Source organism: bacterium, from assembly GCA_026129405.1.
In the GTDB taxonomy this organism is placed as follows: domain Bacteria; phylum Desulfobacterota; class Binatia; order DP-6; family DP-6; genus JAHCID01.
The window spans coordinates 103,135-123,516 of sequence record JAHCID010000003.1 but is presented as its reverse complement, the minus strand read 5'-3'; the positions used below and the strand labels follow the sequence as shown (position 1 = coordinate 123,516).

General features: G+C 75.4%; 17 protein-coding genes. 9 read left to right on the top strand and 8 right to left on the bottom strand.

The window, feature by feature from the left end; translation table 11 throughout:
- Nucleotides 1-382: 382 nt before the first annotated feature.
- Complete coding sequence (locus KIT14_13055; GenBank protein MCW5891462.1) at nt 383-571, top strand: hypothetical protein; 189 nt, start codon at nt 383-385, stop codon at nt 569-571.
- A gap of 55 nt (nt 572-626) precedes the next feature.
- Nucleotides 627-1,664, top strand: coding sequence for an NAD-dependent epimerase/dehydratase family protein (locus KIT14_13050; protein ID MCW5891461.1), 1,038 nt, complete (start codon nt 627-629; stop codon nt 1,662-1,664).
- On the opposite strand, the gene KIT14_13045 is transcribed toward KIT14_13050, so the two are convergent.
- The 3 genes from KIT14_13045 to KIT14_13035 are packed head-to-tail and all read right to left on the bottom strand — an operon-like array spanning nt 1,598 to nt 5,422.
- On the bottom strand, nt 1,598-3,259 hold the full coding sequence (locus tag KIT14_13045) for a hypothetical protein (GenBank protein ID MCW5891460.1): 1,662 nt from the start codon (nt 3,257-3,259) through the stop codon (nt 1,598-1,600). The two genes, KIT14_13050 and KIT14_13045, sit on opposite strands and share 67 nt — an antisense overlap.
- The gene (locus tag KIT14_13040; protein ID MCW5891459.1) at nt 3,256-4,062 is read right to left on the bottom strand and encodes a class I SAM-dependent methyltransferase; all 807 of its coding nucleotides are present in this window, start codon (nt 4,060-4,062) and stop codon (nt 3,256-3,258) included. Before KIT14_13040 ends, KIT14_13045 begins: the two co-directional genes overlap by 4 nt.
- A gap of 34 nt (nt 4,063-4,096) precedes the next feature.
- Entirely contained in the window at nt 4,097-5,422 is a 1,326-nt protein-coding gene (locus KIT14_13035; protein ID MCW5891458.1) for a glycosyltransferase family 39 protein, read from the bottom strand.
- A 153-nt stretch (nt 5,423-5,575) separates the two neighbouring features.
- Here KIT14_13035 and KIT14_13030 point away from each other — a divergent pair, with 153 nt between their 5' ends.
- The 7 genes from KIT14_13030 to KIT14_13000 all read left to right on the top strand — a co-directional run bounded on the left by KIT14_13030 (nt 5,576) and on the right by KIT14_13000 (nt 14,907).
- Nucleotides 5,576-6,895: a glycosyltransferase gene (locus KIT14_13030; protein MCW5891457.1), complete on the top strand. Its 1,320-nt coding sequence runs from the start codon at nt 5,576-5,578 to the stop codon at nt 6,893-6,895.
- Nucleotides 6,892-7,836: a glycosyltransferase family 2 protein gene (locus KIT14_13025; GenBank protein ID MCW5891456.1), complete on the top strand. Its 945-nt coding sequence runs from the start codon at nt 6,892-6,894 to the stop codon at nt 7,834-7,836. Before KIT14_13030 ends, KIT14_13025 begins: the two co-directional genes overlap by 4 nt.
- Nucleotides 7,833-8,666 (top strand): glycosyltransferase family 2 protein, encoded by an 834-nt coding sequence (locus KIT14_13020; GenBank protein ID MCW5891455.1) that lies wholly within the window; start codon nt 7,833-7,835, stop codon nt 8,664-8,666. Before KIT14_13025 ends, KIT14_13020 begins: the two co-directional genes overlap by 4 nt.
- A complete protein-coding gene (locus KIT14_13015) occupies nt 8,663-9,583 on the top strand; it encodes a glycosyltransferase (GenBank protein ID MCW5891454.1) in 921 nt (306 codons plus the stop codon). The genes KIT14_13020 and KIT14_13015 overlap by 4 nt, the downstream gene beginning before the upstream one ends.
- Entirely contained in the window at nt 9,580-11,223 is a 1,644-nt protein-coding gene (locus KIT14_13010) for a sulfatase (GenBank protein ID MCW5891453.1), read from the top strand. The genes KIT14_13015 and KIT14_13010 overlap by 4 nt, the downstream gene beginning before the upstream one ends.
- A 418-nt stretch (nt 11,224-11,641) precedes the next feature.
- Nucleotides 11,642-13,048 carry a sulfatase gene (locus KIT14_13005; protein MCW5891452.1) on the top strand — a complete coding sequence of 469 codons (1,407 nt, stop codon included), beginning with the start codon at nt 11,642-11,644 and terminating at the stop codon, nt 13,046-13,048.
- Nucleotides 13,045-14,907, top strand: coding sequence for a sulfatase (locus KIT14_13000; protein ID MCW5891451.1), 1,863 nt, complete (start codon nt 13,045-13,047; stop codon nt 14,905-14,907). The genes KIT14_13005 and KIT14_13000 overlap by 4 nt, the downstream gene beginning before the upstream one ends.
- A gap of 1 nt (nt 14,908) precedes the next feature.
- On the opposite strand, the gene KIT14_12995 is transcribed toward KIT14_13000, so the two are convergent.
- From KIT14_12995 to KIT14_12975, 5 genes are read right to left on the bottom strand one after another with little or no spacing between them, the layout of a single operon-like run.
- Entirely contained in the window at nt 14,909-15,880 is a 972-nt protein-coding gene (locus tag KIT14_12995) for a phytanoyl-CoA dioxygenase family protein (protein MCW5891450.1), read from the bottom strand.
- The gene (locus tag KIT14_12990) at nt 15,880-16,458 is read right to left on the bottom strand and encodes a hypothetical protein (GenBank protein ID MCW5891449.1); all 579 of its coding nucleotides are present in this window, start codon (nt 16,456-16,458) and stop codon (nt 15,880-15,882) included. Before KIT14_12990 ends, KIT14_12995 begins: the two co-directional genes overlap by 1 nt.
- The gene (locus KIT14_12985; protein ID MCW5891448.1) at nt 16,451-18,538 is read right to left on the bottom strand and encodes an elongation factor G; all 2,088 of its coding nucleotides are present in this window, start codon (nt 18,536-18,538) and stop codon (nt 16,451-16,453) included. Before KIT14_12985 ends, KIT14_12990 begins: the two co-directional genes overlap by 8 nt.
- Nucleotides 18,528-19,307, bottom strand: a complete 780-nt coding sequence (locus KIT14_12980; protein MCW5891447.1) for a type III pantothenate kinase — start codon at nt 19,305-19,307, stop codon at nt 18,528-18,530. Before KIT14_12980 ends, KIT14_12985 begins: the two co-directional genes overlap by 11 nt.
- A 7-nt stretch (nt 19,308-19,314) precedes the next feature.
- Nucleotides 19,315-20,307: a biotin--[acetyl-CoA-carboxylase] ligase gene (locus KIT14_12975; protein MCW5891446.1), complete on the bottom strand. Its 993-nt coding sequence runs from the start codon at nt 20,305-20,307 to the stop codon at nt 19,315-19,317.
- Nucleotides 20,308-20,382: the final 75 nt, after the last annotated feature.

Genomic DNA, 20,382 nt, shown 5'->3' with positions numbered 1-20,382 from the left:
GACCGCGCCGTCGGCGAGGTGGTGAGCACGTCCACCGGCGGCAAGCTGCGCCCCCGCCGCCGGCTGCCGCCGGACGCGCGCTGGCTCGTCGCCCTGGTCGCCGACGCCGCCACGCCCCTTCCCGACGCCGTCTTCGTCAGCGCGGCGTCGAGCGCCCCGCCGGCGGCGGAGGCGGTCGCCGGGAATCGACGCGAGGCGCTCGCCGTGGTCCCGGTCGGACGCACGCTCGCGCTCGCCCGCGTCGTCGTCTGCACCGCCGCCCTGCGTGCGGTGCTGAGCGTCGCGCCCGACGCGCCCCTGCGGGCTGGCGACGCCGCGACGCGCGCGCTGGCGCGCGCGTGCCGTCGTCGCGCTCGGCGGCGCCGCCGCCCTCGAGGCCGGCGTGGAGGACGACGCGGTGATCTTGCGTCCGGCAGGCACCTACCTCCTCGTGCGCACGCGCGGCGACGTCTCGCCCCGGCTCCCCGACGGCGCGGCCGGCGGCGTGTGGCTGACCGCACGCGATGCGACCGGCACGCGCCGGCGCGAGCGCCTCGCCGACTGGGTCCGGGTCGAGCCGCTCGCGCCCTGACGATGCGCGCCGCGGTTGCCCGCCCGGGCGAGGCTCCGGTACAGGCTGGCGGCACATGCGGCGGGCACTCATCACCGGCAGCAGCGGCCTCATCGGCTCCGAGGCCGTGGCGTTCTTCGATGCGCGCGGATGGGAGGTCCACGGCGTCGACAACAACATGCGCCGCGAGTTCTTCGGCCCCGACGGCGACACGACCTGGAACCTCGAGCGCCTGCGCGCCGTCACCACCCGCTTCACGCACCACGCCCTCGACATCCGCGACCGCGCCGCCATCGCCGCTCTGGTGGCGGCGCTGCGTCCCGCGCTGGTGATCCACGCCGCCGCCCAGCCGTCGCACGACCTCGCCAAGGACCGCCCCTTCGACGACTTCGAGACCAACGCCACGGGCACGCTGAACCTGCTCGAGGCCGTGCGCCGCAGCTGTCCCGAATCGCCGTTCGTCTTCATGTCGACGAACAAGGTGTACGGCGACGCGCCGAACGAGCTGCCGCTCGTCGAGCTCGACACGCGCTGGGACTACGCGCGCGCGGAAGACCGGCACGGCATCGCCGAGTCGTGCCGCGTCGATGCCTGCCTGCACAGCCTGTTCGGCGCCTCGAAGCTCGCCGCCGACGTCATGGTGCAGGAGTACGGCCGCTACTTCGGCATCCCGACCGTCTGCTACCGCGGCGGCTGCCTCACCGGTCCGAACCACTCCGGTGCCGAGCTGCACGGCTTTCTCGCCTACCTCGCCCGTTGCGTGCGCGAGGGCCGGCCGTACCGCATCTACGGCTACGCGGGGAAGCAGGTCCGCGACAACATCCACTCCTACGACGTGTGCACCGCGTTCCTCGCCTTCTACGAGAAGCCGCGGGTCGCCGCGGTCTACAACCTCGGGGGCGGCCGCGGGAACAGCGTCTCGATGCGCGAGGCGATCGCGCGCTTCGAGGATCTCTACGGCCGCAAGCTCGCCGTCGAGTACGTCGACCAGAACCGCGTCGGCGACCACGTCTGCTACATCAGCGACCTGCGCCGCCTCCAGGCCGACTATCCGGGCTGGGGGATCACGCGCTCGCTCGACGACATCGTGCGCGAGTTCCGCGCCCGCCCCTGAGCCCCGCGGCCGGGACCGAGGCCGATCAGCATCCAGGCCGCGCCGTCGTCGAGCACGGTCACGTCCGGTGCCACGATATGCTCGGCGCGCAGGCGGTCGAGCTCCGCCCGCCGCAGGACGACGATCGCGGTCGGATCGGCGAGCACCGCCGCCGCCGCCGGCACGCCGAGGCGCGTGGCCTGCGCCGGGTGGCCGCTCCACAGCGCCATCTGGTTCTGCAGCACGTAGACGTAGGTCGGATCCTCGTCGGGGCCGACGTGCAGGAAGAGCGTCTGGTTCGGCCCCAGATGCCGCGCCGCGCCGGCCGCGACCGCGTACCGGCGCTCCGCGAAGACGATCCCGTCGCGCGCGGGATTCGCGAACCGGCGCTGCTGGCGACGCACCCAGCGCCGCACGCGGCGCGCGAACGGGTACGCGGGACGGTCGGTCGCCACCACCGCCGTCGTCGTCCCGGTCGCATGATAGGCGATCTCCCAGACCCGATGCGGCGCGAGCACGATCGCCGCCGCATGCCCCGGAGGGCCGCCGGCGGCGCGTGCCGTCAGGTTGCCCCAGACGACGGCCGCGGCCAGGGCGGGCAGCGCCGCCGCGAGCGGCAGCCGCGTGACGCCGAGCCCGGCGAGGAGGAGGCCCGGCGCGGCCCAGTAGACGACGAAGCGGTTGTCGCGCCAGTCGTACGCGAAGCCGAAGAGCGCGACCATGCCCGCCACCGCGCCCACCAGCGCCAACGTCGCCCGGCGGCGCTCCGCGTGGCGCAGGCCGGAGACGACGCCGAACCCGGCCAGCACGGCCGCCGGGATGCCGAGGGCCCCGAGCGTGCACCAGCCGTAGAACGCCGCGTGATCGAGCCCGAAGACCACCGGTCGCCCGATCGAGCTCGGCGTCGTCCACGTGCCGATGAGCAGCCGCCGCAGGCACGCCACGGCGGCGAGCAGGCCGACCCCCAGCGCCAGCGCGCCCCACGCGTGCCGGCGCCGCAGCAGCCAGCGCACGCCGTCGAGACCGACCCACCGCCGCGCCCGCGCGTCGTAGAGCACGACGGCGGCGCACGCCGGCGCGAGGAACGGCGTCGACGGCTGGGTGAGGAACCCGAGCACGAGCCCCGCCGAGGCGACGTAGAGCCACCCCGCCGCGCGACGCTCCATCGCCACGCACAGCGCGAGCAGGCCGAGCAGGCCGAGACCTGCCGAGAGGACGTCGCTGCCGATCGTGAGCGCGTGCGCGAGGAGCAGGTGGTTGCTCGCGACCAGCAGCGCCCCCGCCGCCGCCGCGGGTCCCAGCGCCGCCCAGCCGATCGTCAGCAGGCCGACCAGGATCGCCGCGAAGCCGAGCGGCGCCAGCCAGGGGATCGCGTGCTCGAGCCCGTGGCTCCACAGCGCGGCGTAGACGAGCGGGTTGAGCGGTGCGCGCCAGGTCGAGTGGACGGGCACCCCGCTCCACCGCAGCCCGTTCGCGAGCCAGTCCCACGAGTCCGCGTGGACGTACGGATAGCGCCAGAGATCGCCGCCGCCGGCGAGCGTCGTGACGTGGGCGACGTAGGCGAGGGCCGCGACGCCGATGGCCACCCGGAGCGCCGCCGCGCGCCGCCCGCTCATCGGCCGCGCAGGCGGTCCAGGCTCCAGCGCAGCGGCGCCGTCACGCGCCAGCTGGTCGAATCGCGCAGGGCGTCGAACGCCGCGCGGGTGTCGCGATGCGACTGCTGCTCGACCTCGAGCGCGTCGCGCAGGCGGCGCTCCGCGCCCTCGGCCGCCCAGACGCGCTGCTCGAGCACGGCGAGCACGCCCCGCTCGCCCCGTTCCGCCCCCGTCCGCATGCGGCAGTCGAACAACGAGTGCGTGAGCCCGAGGTACTCGAAGCCCGGATCGGTGCGCACCGCCTCATCGACCGCGCGCACCACGCCGGGGAACTCGGGATTGTAGTCGTGGAAGAGGATGCGCGTCCCGGCGCGCACGCGGGCACGCACCGCGAGGAAGTCGCGTCGCACGTCCTCGTACTCGTGCCCGCCGTCGATGAAGACCGCGTCGACGGTCGCGAAGTCGACGTAGGTGACGGCGACGTGCGACCAGCCCACCAGGTGCATCACGATGTGGTCGAGCCGCTGCTCGCGCATGGTGCGCAGGAGGTAGGTGGGCGCGTCCTCCGCGAACACCTGGGGCCGCTGCGTGGCCGCATCGACGCCGCGATAGTGGACGTCGATGGAGACGAGGCGATGGTCGTCGCGCCCGGCGTCGGCCATGCCGCGGGCGATCAGGAACGTCGACTTGCCGAAGTAGCTGCCCACCTCGACCAGATCGCCGGTCGACTCGAAGCCGAGGCGATAGAGCGCTTCTGCCTCGTTCGGCATCAGCCACCCGGGGATGCCCTCGGCCACCGCGTACGCCGCCGTGAAGTCGTACACCGGGCGAGTGTCCTACGATCGGTCTCCCGCGCGGTCAAGCCGGCGCGAAGAAGCGCACCACCCGCCAGACCGTCACCGCGTCGACGACGAGGAGCGGCCCGAGCAGGAGGCACCACAGCGCCGTCGCGTCGAGCCGCACCCGCCGCCCCACCTCGACGAGACCGGCGGCGGCCAGCGTCGCGAGGAACGGCATGACGACGAAGAGGTAGCGTCCCTGCGGCTGCGGGAAGGTGCGATTCAAGTGCACCACGCCGGCGACGCTGAGGAGCACGAACCCCGCCGCGACGGCGAGGGCGACGTCCTCCCGCCGCGGGCGCGCCGCACGCAGGGCGAGCCCGACGACGGCGACGAGCGCGAGGCCCGCGTAGCCCCAGTAGACCGGCCGCGGCAGCCACAGGTTCAGCCAGCCGAGGACGCCGACGAACGACGCCGCCGTCCACGGGGCGAACGTCGTCCACCACCACGGATCGCCGAACGCCTTCTCGTCGACGAGCGCATGCAGCGTCGCCCGCTCCATCGCGCTGCCGAGCGGATCGCCGTAGAGGAGCTGGTTGCGGGCCAACCATGGCGCCACCACGACGAGGCCTATCGCGAGCACGCGGAGGCCGAGACGCAGCGCCGCCCTGCCGTCGAGCCGGCCGAGCACGACGCCGCCGGCCAGCGCGAGCGGAACGCCAGGCACGAGACAGAGCGCCGTCTTCTTGGTGAGCAGCGCGAGCCCGAGGAACACGCCTGCCCGCGTACCCGCGCGCGGGTCGCCGCCCCGGGAGAGCCCCACGAGCAGCTGCCAGGCGAACAGCGCCGCGAGCAGCTGGGCGAGGTCGTCGGCGGTGACGGCCGCGGCGACGGCGGCGAACTGCGGCAGCGTGGCGACGAGGAGCGCGGCGACGGCGCCGGCCTCCGCGCCGAGCATCAGCCCCGCCGCGAGGCCCACGCAGGCCACCGTCGCCGCCCCGAGCGCGACCGACACGAGGCGCAGCCCGTAGAACGCCAGCCGGTCCCGCGGCGAGGGGAAGCGATTCGTGTCGTCGCTGCGGTAGAGGGGCACGTCGTAGCGCGCGCCGCCGTGCCACGCGTGCGCGACGTTCTCGGCGCGCACGACCTCCAGCCGTCCGTCGCCGGTCGCCAGCCAGACGAGCGTGCTCGCGAGGACGTAGTAGAGCGGCGCCTGGTGCCCCTGCCCTTCGACACGTGCCGCCGGATCCCCCTGGTTCGGCAACGCGAGCCGCGTGCCGACGAAGCTCACGTAGGCGACGTGGGCCGGCTCGTCGGGCATCTCGAACGGCGGGACGACCAGGGCCAGCGCGGTCGCGAACACCACGAAGAGTCCGACCGTCGCCCGCAGAAGACGCCCGCCCATGCACCCCTCGGCCGCGCGTGCGGCGCGCGGCCGAGGCGCATCTAGTATCCGCGCCGCGCGCACGCAACCGGCATCCCACCGCCCCGAGCGTGGCCGCGCCGGCGCCCCGCGGTTTGCCGCCCTCGGGCCCCTCCGCTACCTTCGCTGCGCCCGATGCCCCGGGAACTCCGTCTCCTCTGGGTGACGCCCAACCTCCCGCGGCGTGGCGTCTCGGCCGCGCGCGAGCGTTTCTGGGCGCTGCTCGCGCGGCTCGCGACCCGGCATCGCGTGACCCTGCTCGCGTTCGTCGACCCCGAGGACGCGGGCGCCGCCGACGCCGTGCTGCCGCCCGGGCTCGCGGCGGTCCACCGGATCGCGAAGACGCCCTATGCGCCCGACGACCCCTGGGCGCTGCTGCCGCAGACGGTCGCCGGCGGCTTCGCGGACCCGGCGCTGCGCGACGCGATCGCGGCGCGCCTCGCGGCCGACGCCTTCGATCTGGTGCAGTACGAGTACAGCGAGATGGGCAACCTGATGCCGCCCTCGCCGGTGCCGACGATCCTCACCGTGCACCAGATCGCGTTCGCGCAGGAGGGGCCGCTGTGGCGGGCGCTCGGACGCCCTCCCCGCTTCGGCGCGGTGCTCCTGCACCGCTATCTGCGCGAGCTCGACTTCGAGCTGCGCGCGGTCGCCGCCGCCGACCACGTGATCGCCATGTCGCCCGAGGACGCCGCCCGCCTGCGACGCTTCCGCCCCGGGCTCGCGCTGTCGGTCAGCCCGGTCGGGGTCGACTGCGCCGAGTTCCGGCCGTCGCCCGTGCGCGGCACACCGACCACCGACCTCCTCTTCGTCGGCAACTTCGGCCATCCGCCCAACGCCGACGCCGTCCGCTTCCTGGTGCGCGACGTGCTTCCGCGCATGGCCCGCTCGGTCACGCTGCGCGTGCTCGGCCGCGACGCCGAGCGCGCCGTCGGCGGGCTCGCGCAGCAGGGCCGCGTCGAGGTGCTGGGCAGCGTCGCCGATCTGCGCCCGCATCTCGCCACCGCGCGCGTCGTCGTCGCCCCCGTGCGCTTCGGGACCGGCATGCGCGGCAAGGTGCTCGAGGCCCTCGCCATGGCCCGCCCGCTGGTGACGACCACGATCGGCGCCGAGGGCCTCGGCGCCGAGTCCTGGAAGCACCTCGCCATCGCCGACGGCGGCGCCGACGTCGCCGGCGCCGCGCAGCGCCTCCTCGACGATCCCGCCCTCGCGCTGCGGCTCGGCAACGCCGGCCGCCAGCTGGTCCAGGAGCGTTTCGACTGGGACGCGGTCGCCGCCGGGCACGACGCCATCTACGAGCGCGTGCTGGCGCAGCCGCCCCGCGGCGCCCGCCCCGACGCCGGCACCGCCGCCCCGATCGGGTCGCTTCGCGGCTGGGCAGCCATCGGCGCCGGGTTCGGGCTGCTGGCGGCGCGCGGCGTCGCCTGGCACCTTCGCCGTCTGCGCGCCGCATGAGCGTTCCCCGGGCCACCGTCGTCGTCTGCACCCACGACCGCGCCGACGTGCTGGCGACGGCCGTCACCCATGCCCACGCACAGGCGCGCGCGCTCGGCGCCGAGGTGCTCGTCGTCGACAACGCCTCGACCGACGGCACGCCGGCCCTCCTCGCCGACCTCGGCCGCCGCCTCGGCGCCGGCCTACGCAGCGTCCACGAGCCCGAGCTCGGCCTCTCCGCGGCGCGCAACCGCGGCCTCGCCGAGGCACGCGGCGCCGTCGTCGTCTACCTCGACGACGACGCCGTCCCGCGGCCCGGCTGGCTCGCCGCCCTGCTCGCCGGGTTCGACGACCCGGACGTCGTCGCCGCCGGCGGCCGCATCGTCCTCCGCTTTCCCGGCGCAGCGCCCGCCTGGCTCGATCCGACGCTGCACGGCCAGCTGAGCGCCTACGACCAGGGGCCCGCCGCCCACCCGATCCGCTACGGCCAGGCCGACTACCCCTACGGCGCGAACATCGCCTTCCGTGCCGACGCCGCCCGCGCGCGCGGGGGCTTCTCGCGTCTCGTCGGCCCACGCGGCCGCCATCAGCTCGTGCACGACGAGACCGACCTCTGCTACCGCCTCGAGCACGCGGGCGGCACGATCCTCTACCTGCCCGACGCGGTCGTCGACCACGTCGTGCTGCCCGAGCGCATCTCGCCGGCCTGGATGCTCCGCCGCGCCAGCACCGGCGGACAGTCGGCCGCCGTCTTCATCCTGCGCAACCGCGGCGTCCTGCGGGCGCTCTGGCGCCTGCGCTGGCTCTACGGCGCGAGCTTCCTCACCCTGCCGTACGCGCCGCGCGAGCCGATCGACGCGGGCCGCTTCGCGCGCGAGTGCCGCCGCCGCGAGGCATGGGGCTACCTGCGCGGGCTGCTGCGCGCGATGCCGCGCCTGCGCGCGCTGCGGAGCGCGGCGTGAGCGCGCCCACCGTGTCGATCGTCATGCCGGTGCTCGATCCCGGCCCCGCGCTCGCGCGCGCGCTCGGCAGCGTCGCCGCCCAGACCTTCGCCGACCGCGAGCTCGTCATCGTCGACGACGGCTCGCGTCGCGACGAGACCCGCCGCCGGCTCGACGCCGCCGCGGCCGGGCCCGGCGTGCGTCTCGTGCGCCAGGAGAACGCGGGGCCGTCCGCCGCCCGCAACCGCGCCATCGCCGAGGCCCGCGGCCGCTTCATCCTGCCGCTCGACGCCGACGACTGGCTCGAGCCCCGCTACCTCGAGCGCACCGTCCCCGTCCTCGCCGCCGACCCGAGCCTCGGCGTCGTCCATCCCTGGGTCGGCCTCACGGGCGCGCATCGCGGCGTCTGGCGCACCGGCGCCTTCGCCATCCCGGACCTCCTCGTGCGCTGCACCGTGCACGTCGCGACCCTCTTCCGCCGCGAGCTCTGGGAGGAGGTCGGCGGCTTCGACCCCGCGTTCCACGAGACCGGCGAGGACTGGGACTTCTGGATCCGCGCCGCGGCGCGCGGCTGGCGCGGCCAGGCCGTCCCGGAGGTGCTGTGCTGGTACAACCGCCGGCCCGACAGCCGCGAGGCGGGCGTGCGCGCGAGCGGGCGCACCGCGGGCCTGGTGACCCGGCTCGTCCACAAGCACGAGGCGCTCTACCGCGAGCACGTCGCCGCCGCGGTCGCCGGCGTGCACGCCGAGCTCGCCACCGTCTCGACGCTCCTCGACCGCGTCTACGGCAACCCGTTCGTCCGCCTCGCCCTCGACGTGCGCGACCGCCTCACGGGACGGCCGCGGCCGTGACGCCGGCGGTGAGCGTCGTCCTCGCGACGCACGACGGCGGCCGCTGGCTCGACGAGACCATCGCCAGCGTGCGCGCGCAGACGCGTCCCGACTGGGAGCTGCTGGTGATCGACGACGGCTCCACCGACGACACGCCCACCATCGTCGCACGCCACGCCGCCGCCGACGCGCGCGTGCGCCACCTGCCGGGGCCGCGTCTGGAGCGCGCCGGCGCCCGCAATCGCGGCGTCGCCGCCGCGCGCGCGCCGTGGCTCGCGTTCCTCGACGCCGACGACACCTGGTTGCCGGCGAAGCTGGAGCGGCAGCTGGCGGCGCTGGAGCGCGTCCCCGGCGCCGCGCTCTGCTGGACGCGGGCGCGCTTCGTCGATGCCGCCGGCCGGCCGCTGCCGGAGCACAAGCCGCCGCGTCCGCTCGCCGGCGACGCCTTCGCCGAGCTGGCGCGCGGCAACGTGCTGATCCTCGCCTCCGTCGTCGCCCCGCGCGCCCTCGTGGAGGCGCTCGCCGGCTTCGACGCCACGCTCCCCGTCCTCGGCTGCGAGGACTGGGACCTCTGGCTGCGCCTCGCACGCGGGCGCGCCGTCGTCGGCGTCGACGAGGATCTGGTGTGCTACCGCATCCACGACGCGAACACGCCGCGCGCGCGCGTCCTCGCCAGCGCCCTCGCCGTGATCGACAAGCACTGGGCGGATCCGACCACGGCCCGCGCCGCCGGCATCGGCCGCGCCGCCGTGCGCGCACGGCATCTCTGGTGGGCCGCGGCCGCCGAGCCCGCGCGCGGCGCCGGCCGCGGCTGGCGGCGCGGGCGCTGCGCGAGCATCCGGGCAGCGCCCTCGGCAACGGCTGCGCTGGCCGCGTGGGCGGCGCTCGTCCTGCCCGCGCCGCTCGTGCGCGCGCTGCGGAGGAGGGCGGCGGGGTGAGCCGGCCGCGCGCGTCGTCCCGCGGCCTGCTGCGCGGCCTCCTCCGTCCCGCCGCGGCCGGCGTCGTGCTCGCGCTGCCGCTCGCCGGCGCCGCGGCGGCGCGCGCCGCCGAGCGCGGCGCCTGGTGGAGCGACGGGCTGCGCTGGCTCACGCTCGACGCCGGCGTGTGGTGGTTCGACCGCCTCGCGCCGGCCTGCGCCGGCGTGCTCGTCGTGCTCGCGCTGGCCTGGCGCTGGTGGCGCGGCCGCGCCCGGCGCCCGCCGCGAGCGGCGGCGCGCGGTCGCGGTGCTGCGGTCGCGGCGCTGCTGCGCGCCGCCGCCGCGATCGTGCCGCCGGTGCCGGACGGACCGAACGTCGTCCTCGTCTCGATCGACACGCTGCGCGCCGACGGCCTCGGGGCGTACGGCAATCCGCGGCCGACCAGCCCGACCTTCGACGCCCGCCTCGCCGCCGAGGGCGTGCTCTTCAGCGACGTCCTCAGCCAGGCGCCGAAGACGACGCCGTCGCACATGACGATGCTGACCGGCGTCTACCCGGCCGTGCACGGCGTCACCATGTGGGAAGGCGCCACCGCCGAGCCGGTGCTGAACCCGCGCCTGCACACGCTCGCCGAGCTGCTGCGCAACGCCGGCTGGCGCACCGTCGCCTTCACCGACGGCGGCCCGATGCACGCCTCGCGCGGCTTCGAGCACGGCTTCGAGGTCTACCGGCACACGAAGCCTCTAGCCCGCGCCCAGCGCTGGATCGCCGGCAATGCCGGCGGGCGCCGGCCGGTCTTCCTCTTCTTCCACAGCTTCGAGATCCACGATCCCTACACGCCGCCCCCCGGCTGGATCGACCAGTTCGACCCCGACTATCGCGGCCCCATCCTCGACGCCGTGCGCGCCATCCGCCGCGGCGCCGAGAACTGGGAGCAGGCGCACGCGCTCTTCTGGAAGGACGTCGACCCCACCGACCCGCGCGCGGTCGCGTTCGTGCACCGCCTCTACGAGGCCGGCATCCGCCACATGGACGACCTGACGCTCGCGCGTCTGCTCGCCGACCTCGCGGCGCGCGATCCCCGGCGCGAGACGCTCGTCGTCTTCACCTCCGACCACGGCGAGGCGTTCGCCGAGCACGGCGCCTTCCTGCACGACGACCTCTGGCGCCACACGCTCCACGTGCCGCTCGTGCTGCGCTGGCCGGGCCGCCTGCCGGCGGGCCTGCGCATCGATGCCCCGGTGCGCCTCCTCGACCTCACGCCCACGATCCTCGACCTCGTCGGCGTGCCGGCGCCCGCCTACGTCCAGGGGCGCAGCCTGGTCCCGCTGCTGCGCGGCGCGCCGCTGCCGCCGCAGCCGGTGGTGAGCGAGCACGGCCCGCCCCACCGCACGCCGCGCTTCCAGAGCCTGCGCCTCGACGGCCACACGCTGCTCCTGCTCGGCGACCACATGCAGCTCTTCGACCTCGCCGCCGATCCGGGCGAGCGCGTCGATCGCGCCGCGGCCGACCCGGCGCTGGTGGCGCGCCTGCGCGCCGAGCTCGATCGCTGGCAGGCGGAGTGCGCGCGGCTGGCGGCGAGGCTCGGCCCGGAGGGCGCGGGCGTGGCGCCACCGCCCGACGTGATGCGCCAGCTCCGCGCCCTGGGGTACGTCGAGTGAGGGCGCGCACGCTGGTCGCGCTCGCCGTCCTCGCCGTCGCCGGCGCGGCCCTCGCCTGGCGCACGCGCGGGCCCGGCGCCGCTGCCCGACACGGTACGCATCGACGAGATCGTGGCCGACCTCGAGCCGGCGCTCGGCGGCGAGCGGCCGCGCGAGGCCCACGGCCGCTGCCGCCGATGCGCCACGGCGGCGGCACCCGCCGCGCCATCCCCACCCCGCCCGGCACTCCGGCTCGCGGCCCGCGTCGCCGTCCGCCGACGCCGCGCTGGTGCTCGGCCTCACCGTCGCCGGCGCCACGCGCCGCGACGCCGCCCGTGGCGGCGTGCCTTCGCCGTCTCCGCCGCGGGCCGCACGCTCGCCGCGCGCACGGTGAATCCCGCAGGCCCGGCGCGACGACCGCGGCTGGCTCGAGCTGCGCGTGCCCCTGCCCGCCAGCGCGGAGCCGATCGAGCTGGTCGTCGAGACCACGGCGGAGGACGCCGGCGCGCCGCTCGCCGGCCGTGCCGGCATCGCCGACGCCCGCCTGGTCCGCACCCGCACGGCGCCGCGCCAGACCGCGTCGCCGCAGCAGCCGAGCGTCCTCGTGCTGCTCGTCGACACCCTGCGCGCCGACCGCCTCCGGCCGGGCAGCGGCCTGACGCCGGTGCTCGACGCGCTCGCCGCCCGCGGGCTGCGCTTCACCGAGGCGATCGCGCAGGCGTCGTGGACGCTGCCCTCGGTGGCGTCGATGCTCACCGGCGTGCACCCGCGCAGCCACGGCGTCGGCGGCGGCGACGACGGCACCGGGCGGGCCCTGCCCGACGCGTTCGTGACCCTGCCCGAGCTGGCGGCGCAGGCGGGCATCGGCACCTTCGCGGTGTCGGCCAACCCGGTCGTCACGCGCGGAACGAATCTCGCACAGGGCTTCGAGGAGTTCGTCGAGCTCGGCTGGGTGGGCGGCCGCACCGGCTGGGAGTCGGCGCCGGCGCTCGACGCCGCGCTCCTCGGCTGGCTCGCCCGCCAGGGCGGCCACCGCTTCTTCGCCTGGGTGCAGTACATGGAGCCGCACGATCCCTACACGCCGCCCGATCCCGCCGTACCGCCCGCCGGCGTGCGGCCCGCCGTCGCCGACGGACGCATCGACGTCCTCGGCCGCAAGGTGAACCGCGGCGAGGCGCCGCCGCTCGCGGCGGGCGAGCTCGCGCACCTGCAGACCCTCTACGACCGCGAGGTCGCCGCCTTCGATCGCGGGCTCGCCACGCTGCTGGCCGGGCTGGACGCGCTCGGCCTGCGCGAGTCGACGGTGATCGTCGTCACCGCCGATCACGGCGAGGCGTTCCAGGAGCACGGGCACCTGAAGCACGCCGTCAGCCTCTACGACGAGCTCGTGCGCGTCCCGCTCGTCCTCGCCGGCCCCGGCATCGCTCCCGGCCGCGTCCTCGTGCCGGTGCAGGGCATCGATCTCTACCCGACGCTCGCCCGCCTCCTCGGGCTCGAGCCGCCGGCGGCGCTCCCGGGACGCGATCTGCTGGCTCCGCTCGCCGAGGTGCCCATCGTCTCCGAAACCAGCCTCGCCCACGGACCCGGCGGCACCCTCGTCGATCTGGTCGCCGTCCGCCACGACGGCTGGAAGCTGATCCACGCGCCCCAGCTCGACCGCTTCGAGCTCTTCGATCTCCGCGCCGATCCGGGCGAGCAGATCGACCGCTTCGCGAGCGCGCCCGAGGAGGCCCGCCGGCTCGGCGAGGCGCTCGACGCCTGGCGCCGCACGGCGCCCCCACCCCCGACCGCGGCCCGCGCCGACGGCCTCGGCGATCGCCTGCGGGCGCTCGGATACGTCGAATGACGCACGTCCTCGTCGCCCTTCTCGTCCTGCTCGCGGCCTGCGGGCGCGATCCGCAGGCGCTGCCAGAGACCATCGCCGTCGAGCACACCGTCGCGGAGCTCTCCGACCAGATCGGCCCCGAGGTCGTCGTCGCGCAGGACCCCACGCACCCCGTCGTGCCGGCGCAGCTCGAGCCGGGGAGCCGCCTGCGCGAGGGCGGCGGGCAGCGCCCGAGCCTGGTCGCCTGGCCGGGAACGCGCCTGCGCTGGCGGCTCGCCGTGCCGGCGCACGCCACGCTGCGCTTCGCGGTGGCGGTCGCGGGCGACGGCCAGAAGGACGCGGAGAAGAGCGGCGTGCGCTTCCGCGCCCGGGTCGACGGGCGCGAGGCCTGGTCGCAGGTCGTCGATCCCGCCGCGACGCGGCACGATCGGCGCTGGTTCGACGTCGAGGTCGCGCTCGGCCCCGCCGCGCGCACCGCCGAGATCGAGCTCGCCACCGAGGCGACGGATCCCTCGGCGCCGCTCGCCGGCACCCCGGGCTTCGGCATGGTACGGGTCGTGCGGCGCGACGCGGTGCCGCGCCAGCCGGCGTCGGCGGAGCGTCCCAACGTCCTCGTCGTCCTGGTCGACACGCTGCGCGCCGACCACGTCGGCGTCCTCGGCGCGAGCCCGAGCCCGACGCCGAACCTCGACGTCTTCGCCGCCCGCGGGCTCGTCTTCGAGCAGGCGGTCGCACAATCGTGCTGGACGCTGCCGTCGATCGCGACGCTGTTCACCGGACTCCACCCGCGCAGCCACGGCGCCACCGGCGCCATCGGCGGCGGCCAGGACGACGGCCGCTGGGGCTTCCTCTCCGACCGCGTGACGACGCTCGCCGAGCTGGCCGCGCAGGCCGGCATCACCACCTTCGGCGTCTCCAGCAACCCGCTCGTCACCCGCGGCACGAACCTGGCGCAGGGGTTCGAGACCTTCGTCGAGTACGGCTGGGACCCGAAGGCGCGGAACTGGCCGGCGGCCGCCACCGTCAACGCCGCCGCCCTCGACTGGCTCGGCGCGCACCGCGACCTGCGCTTCTTCGGCTACGTCCACTTCATGGAGCCGCACGATCCCTACACGCCGGCGAATCCGCCCCCGGCGCCGGCCGACGTGCGCCCCGAGGTCGCGCGCGGCTGGGTGACCGACCTCGCCACCAGGATCACCTACAAGGGCGCCCCGGGCCTGACGCCGCCCGAGCTGGCGTGGGTACGGAAGCTCTACGCCGCCGAGGTCGCCGAGTGGGACGCCGCCTTCGGGCGGCTGCTCGCCGGCCTCGACGCGCTCGGCCTCGCCGACCGCACCGTCGTCATCGTCACGGCCGATCACGGCGAGGAGTTCCAGGAGCACGGGCGCCTGAAGCACGGCACCCAGCTCTACGAGGAGTCGATCCGCGTGCCGCTGGTCATCGCCGGGCCGGGCGTGGCACCCGGGCGCGTCACCTCCGCCGCGCAGGGCATCGATCTCCTGCCCACCGTCGCCGAGCGCCTCGGGCTCGAGACGCCCGAGGACCTCCCCGGCGCGAACCTCCTCGCCGCGGTGCCGATGCGCAGCGCCGTCAGCGAGACCTCGACCGCGGTCGGCCCCGACCGCAAGCCGATGCCGCTCGTGGCGCTGCGCACGAACCGCTGGAAGCTGATCGACGCGCCCTCGCTCCCGCGCCGCGAGCTCTACGATCTCGCCGCCGACCCGGGGGAGCGACACGACCAGCCGCAGGCGCCGCAGGGCGCCGCCCTCGGCGAGGCCCTCGCCACCTACGCCGCCACCGCCCCGCCGCCGCCGCGCGCCGACCGCGCCGCCGACCCGGCCCTGCGCCAGAAGCTGAAGACGCTCGGGTACGTCGAGTAGCTCACCAGCGGAACGGACCCTGCACCTCGCGGGCGCGGTCGGCGCCGCGCACGGTATAGTGCAGGACCATCGACTTGCGCGTGCTGCCCGGGCGCGCGACCGGCGCACCGCCGTGGACCAGCATCCCGTGCCAGAAGAGCACCTGGCCCTTGGTCGCGAGGAACTCCTTGCGCGGAAAGCGCGCCGCGACCTTCTCGACGTAGCGGTGGTAGGCCGCCGTCCCCGCGGCGTCGGCGGTGCGCAGGTTCGTCTGGGGATAGTCGGCGAAGCCCGGGAAGAACGGCGCGCGGTGCGAGCCGGGGTACAGGACGAGCGGGCCGCTGTCGGCGGCGACGTCCTCGCACGCGATCCACGCGCCCAGGAGCCAGTTCTGCGGCCAGACGTGGAACACGCCCATGTCCTGGTGGAGGTCCTGCTGGCTGCCGCACATGAAGTTGATGGCGGCGAACGGGCGCGCGCGGCGGCCGAGCAGCCGCGACGCCGTGGCCCGCAGGCGCCGGTTGCCGAAGAGCCGCCGCGCCGACGCGTTGACGTAGTGGAAGCCGTGGATGCGCCAGTCGGAGGCGGCGCGGATGCGCGCACGCTCGCCCGGCGGGCGCGCCAGCAGGGCCTCGTGCGAGAGCGTGTACTGCTCCCCGCCCCGAACGTCGCGCAGCCCCAGCAGGTCGAGATGCGGGATGGGCGCGGGCGCGTCCCAGAGGCCGTCGAGGGTCGCGAGCATGGCGTCGACGTCGGCCGCGTCGACGAGCCCGTCGGCGACGACGTAGCCGTCGCGCACCCATTGCCGCAGCCACGGCGCGTCGGCGCCCGACGCCGCCGCCTTCGCGTCGGCGTCGGGCGCGTCGAGCCAGGGGAGCACGTTCGCCTGGCGGCGCCAGCTCGGCCCGGCGCCGAAGAGCACGCGGCGCACCGGCGGCTCGACGGCCGCACGCACCGCCGCGAGCCGCCGCACCACGGCGTACGGCAGCCCCATCAGTGCTTCCCGCCCCCGCTGCTCTTCTTGTCCTTCTCGACGACGATGCGACGCGCCTGCACCGCGACCGCCTGCGGGACGTTGCGCGACTTCGCCAGCGCGCGCACGTCGCGCTCGCCGAGCTGCGCCACGAGGCGCATCGCGATCACGAGCGGCGTCTTCGGGTTGGTCACCAGGGCCAGCTTCACCTGGTAGTTCCGCACCCACTCGCGGTCCTCCGCGACGATGCGGATCAGCTCGTCGTCGGCCGAGCGGTTGCGGCAGAGCTGGACGACCTCGCCGTCGGTGATGCGCGGGTTCATCACCACGAAGCGGCGCACCAGCTTGTTGTTGTCGCGGATGAGGATGGTGCGCGCGTCCTTGTTGCCGCGCAGCGCGAGCTTGATCTTCTGCGAGACGCTCATGCCGAGCACCTCCTGGAACAGGCTCGGCGGCGGCGCCGTCCCCGGCGGGCGCTCGAAGTCGCCGATCAGCTCGAAGGGGACGAGGATGGAGTCCTCTCCCGCCTCGATCTCGCGCACGATGCGGGCGACGGCGTCGGCGTCGAGCTCCTCGTCGGCTCCGCCCGGGTCACGCATGCTTCTCCGCCCGCGCCCCCGCCGCGTCCTTCACGATGCGCTCGGCGACGTGCGCCGGCACCTCCTCGTAATGCGCCAGCTCGAGCGCGAAGTCCCCGCGGCCCTGCGTCATCGAGCGCAGGTCCGGCGCGTAGCGCAGCACCTCGGCCATCGGCACCTGGGCGCGGATCACCTGCTGGCCGGTGCCCTTCGGCTCGGCGCCGAGCACCTTGCCGCGCCGGCTGTTGAGATCGCCGATGACGTCGCCCATGTGCTCGTCGGGCACGGTGACCGTCAGCACCATCATCGGCTCCAGCAGCACCGGCTTCGCCTGCTCGAAGGCCTTGCGGAAGCCGAGGTGCGCGGCGATCTTGAACGCCATCTCCGAGGAGTCGACGTCGTGCGCGGAGCCGTCGTAGACCTTCACCTTCACGTCGACGATGGGGTAGCCGGCGAGGATTCCCTGCCCCAGCATCTCGCGCGAGCCCTTCTCGACCGCGGGGATGAACTGGCGCGGGATCGCGCCGCCGACGACGGCGTCCTCGAACTCGAAGCCGGCGCCGCGCGGCAGCGGCGTCAGCTCGAGCCAGCAGTCGGCGAACTGGCCGTGGCCGCCGGTCTGCTTCTTATGGCGCCCCTGCGCCCTGGCGCTGCCGCGGATGGTCTCCTTGTACGGCACCTTCGGCGCCTTCAGCTCGACCTCGACGCCGAACTTGCGCCGCACGCGCTCGACCGCCAGCTCGACGTGGAGCTGTCCCGAGCCGGAGATCACGAACTCGTTGGTCTGCTCGTCGCGGTGGACGCGCAGCCCCGTGTCCTCCTCCATCAGGCGGTGGAGCCCCTGCATCACCTTGTCGTCGTCGGCGCGGCTCTTCGCCTGGAGCGCGAACGAGATGACCGCCGGCACGTCGGGGAGCGGCGGGAACACGACCGGCGCCTTCTCGTCGCACAGCGTGTCGCCCGAGTGCGTGTCCTTCAGCTTCGCGACCGCGACGACGTCGCCCGGGAACGCCTGCTGGACGCCCACCTGCTTCCTGCCCTCGAGCCGCACGAGATGCCCGAGCCGCTCACGGCCCTCGCGGTACGAGTTGAGGACGGTGAGGTCGCCGTGCGCACGCCCGGACACGACGCGCAGGACCGAGAGCTTGCCCGCGTGCGGGTCGACGATGGTCTTCAGCACGTAGGCCGAGAACGGCGCCGCCGGATCGGCGGGGCGCTCGACGCTCGCGCCCGTCTTCGGATCGTCGCCGGCCCACGGCGGCAGCTCCGACGCCGGCGGCAGCATGGTCACGATGGCGTCGAGCAGCGGCTGGAGGCCGATGCCGCGGACGCCCGCCCCGCACAGGATGGGCAGGAACTTGCCGCCGCGCGTGCCCTCGTGCAGGCCGGCGAGGAGGTCCTCGGGCGAGAGCTCGCCGTGCTCGAGGTACTTCTCGAGCAGCTCGTCGGTTGCCTCGGCGACGGTCTCGGTCAGCAGCTCGCGGGCGGCGCGGACGGCGTCGGCCATCTCGGCGGGCACCGGCTCCTCGCGCACCGCCTCGTCCTCGTACACGAACGCTTTGTCGGCGAGGACGTCGACGACGCCGCGGAATCCGGCCTCGCTCCCGATCGGCACCTGGAGCACGGCGGGACGCACGCCGAGCAGCTTCAGGTCGTCGAGGGCCTGCCCCAGGCTCGCGCGCTCGCGGTCGAGCCGCGTGACGAAGCCGATGGCGGGGATGCCGCGCTCGCGCAGCCAGCCCCAGAGCTTCTCGGCCTCGACCTTCACCTCCCCGCCGGTCGCTCCCAGGACGAACACCGCGCCGGTCGCGGCGACGAGGCAGTTGTGGGCGTCGTGGAGGAACGCCGCGTAGCCCGGCGTGTCCATGAGCACGATCTCGTGCTTCTTCCAGCCGACGTGGTGCAGGCTGGCGGTGAGGGAGCTCTTGCGGCGCTGCTCCTCGGGCTCGGTGTCGAACGCCGACGAGCCGTCGTCGACGCGGCCGATGCGGGTGGCGGCGCCGGCGACGAACAGGAGGGCGTCGGCGACCGTGGTTTTGCCGCCGCCGCCCTGCCCGACGATGGCGACGCTGCGGAGCCTCTGCACTTCGTCAGGTGGCATCCCGACCTCCGTTCCTGGCCCAGATCATGCGCAGACCGTCGACCGTCAAGAACTCGTCGACGGTCTCGATGGTTCTCGAATGCGGGGCGATGAGCGCCCCGAGTCCTCCGGTGGCGATGACGCGCGCGTCGCGGTCCTGCTCGGCGCGGATGCGGTCGACCAGGCCGTCGACCAGCGCGGTGTAGCCGAAGGTGACGCCGGCCTGGATCGCGTGCACGGTGGTCTTGCCGACGACGCGCGGCGGCCATTGCAGCTCGACGCGCGGCAGCTTCGCGGTGCGCGCGACCAGCGCGTCGAGCGAGATGCCGATGCCGGGAGCGATCACCCCGCCGGCGTACTCGCCCTTCGCGGTCACCACGTCGAAGGTCGTCGCCGTGCCGAAGTCGACGACGATGGCGGCGCCGCGCACCCGATCGTAGGCGGCGACGGCGTTGCAGATGCGGTCCGCCCCGACCTCTTTCGGGTTGTCGTAGAGGATCGGCACGCCGGTGCGCACGCCGGGGCCGACGACCAGCGGCTCGTGCCCGAAGAAGCGGCGGCACACCTCCTCGATGCGGTCGTTCATGGGCGGCACGACGCTCGACACGGCGACGCCGGTGATCGGCGGCCGCGGCTGCCCCCACTCGGCGAAGAGCCCGCGCAGCAGCACGCCGTACTCGTCGACCGTGCGCGCCTGATCGGTGCTGAGTCGCCAGTGTACGAGGAGCTTCTCGCCCTCGTAGAGCCCGACCAGCGTGTGCGTGTTGTTGACGTTCAGCGCGAGCAGCATCCGACCCTCACTCTCCGTACCCGTCCACCACCGACACCTCGCCGGCCACCACCCGCACCACGCCGCCGTCGCCGGGGTCGAGACGCAGCGCGCCGTCGTCGTCGAGGCCGAGCACCCGACCCGCGACCTCGCCCTGCGGCGCGGCCACCCGGACCGTCCTGCCCGTCAAGGCAGCGTAGGACTCCCACTCGGCACGCATCGGCGCGAATCCGGACGCGAGGAATCGCTCATAACGCGCCTCGAACGCGGCGAGCAACCCGGCGAGGAAGGCGCCGCGGTCGATCGGACGCCCGACCGCGCGGCGCAGCGAGGTCGCCTTGTCCGCCAGCTCGTCGGGAAAGGTCTCGAGGTTGAGGTTGACCCCGATGCCGGCGATGACGAGCTGCACGCGCTCCTCCTCGGCCTCGAGCTCGGTGAGGATGCCGGCCGTCTTGCGACCGCCGAGGAGCACGTCGTTCGGCCACTTGAGGCGCGGCCCGAGCCCGGTCGTGACCTCGACCGCCTCGGCGACGGCGAGGCCGGCGACGAGCGCGATCTGCGGCACCTCGGCGAGCGCGACCGGCGGCCGCAGCAGGATCGAGCAGTAGAGGTTCAGCCCCGGCGGCGAGTGCCAGCTGCGGCCGAGCCGTCCGCGCCCCGCGCTCTGCGCCTCGGCGACCACGACCGTGCCCTCCTCGGCCCCGGCCCGCCCGAGCTCGCGCGCGCGGCGCTGCGTCGAGTCGATCTCGGCGTGCCAGTCGATCGTGCGCCAGCGCCCGCGCAGGAGCGGCGCGAGCGTCACCGGGTCGAGCCGGTCGGGCGTGGCATCGAGCGAGTAGCCGCGGGCGTGGTGCGCGCCGATGGTGAAGCCCTGCGCGCGCAGCGCGGCGATGTGCTTCCACACCGCGGCGCGCGAGCAGCCGAGGCGGCGGGCCAGCTCCTCGCCGGAGACGGGGCGTCCCGCCTCGCGCAACCAGCCGACGAGACGGGGATCGGGAACCGGCCGCTGCGTGCGGGGCATGCGACCGAGATAGCAGAGGGCTGCGCGGTGCGGCGAGCCGTCAGCCGGCGCGCGCGCGCCGCAGCGACGGCCGGC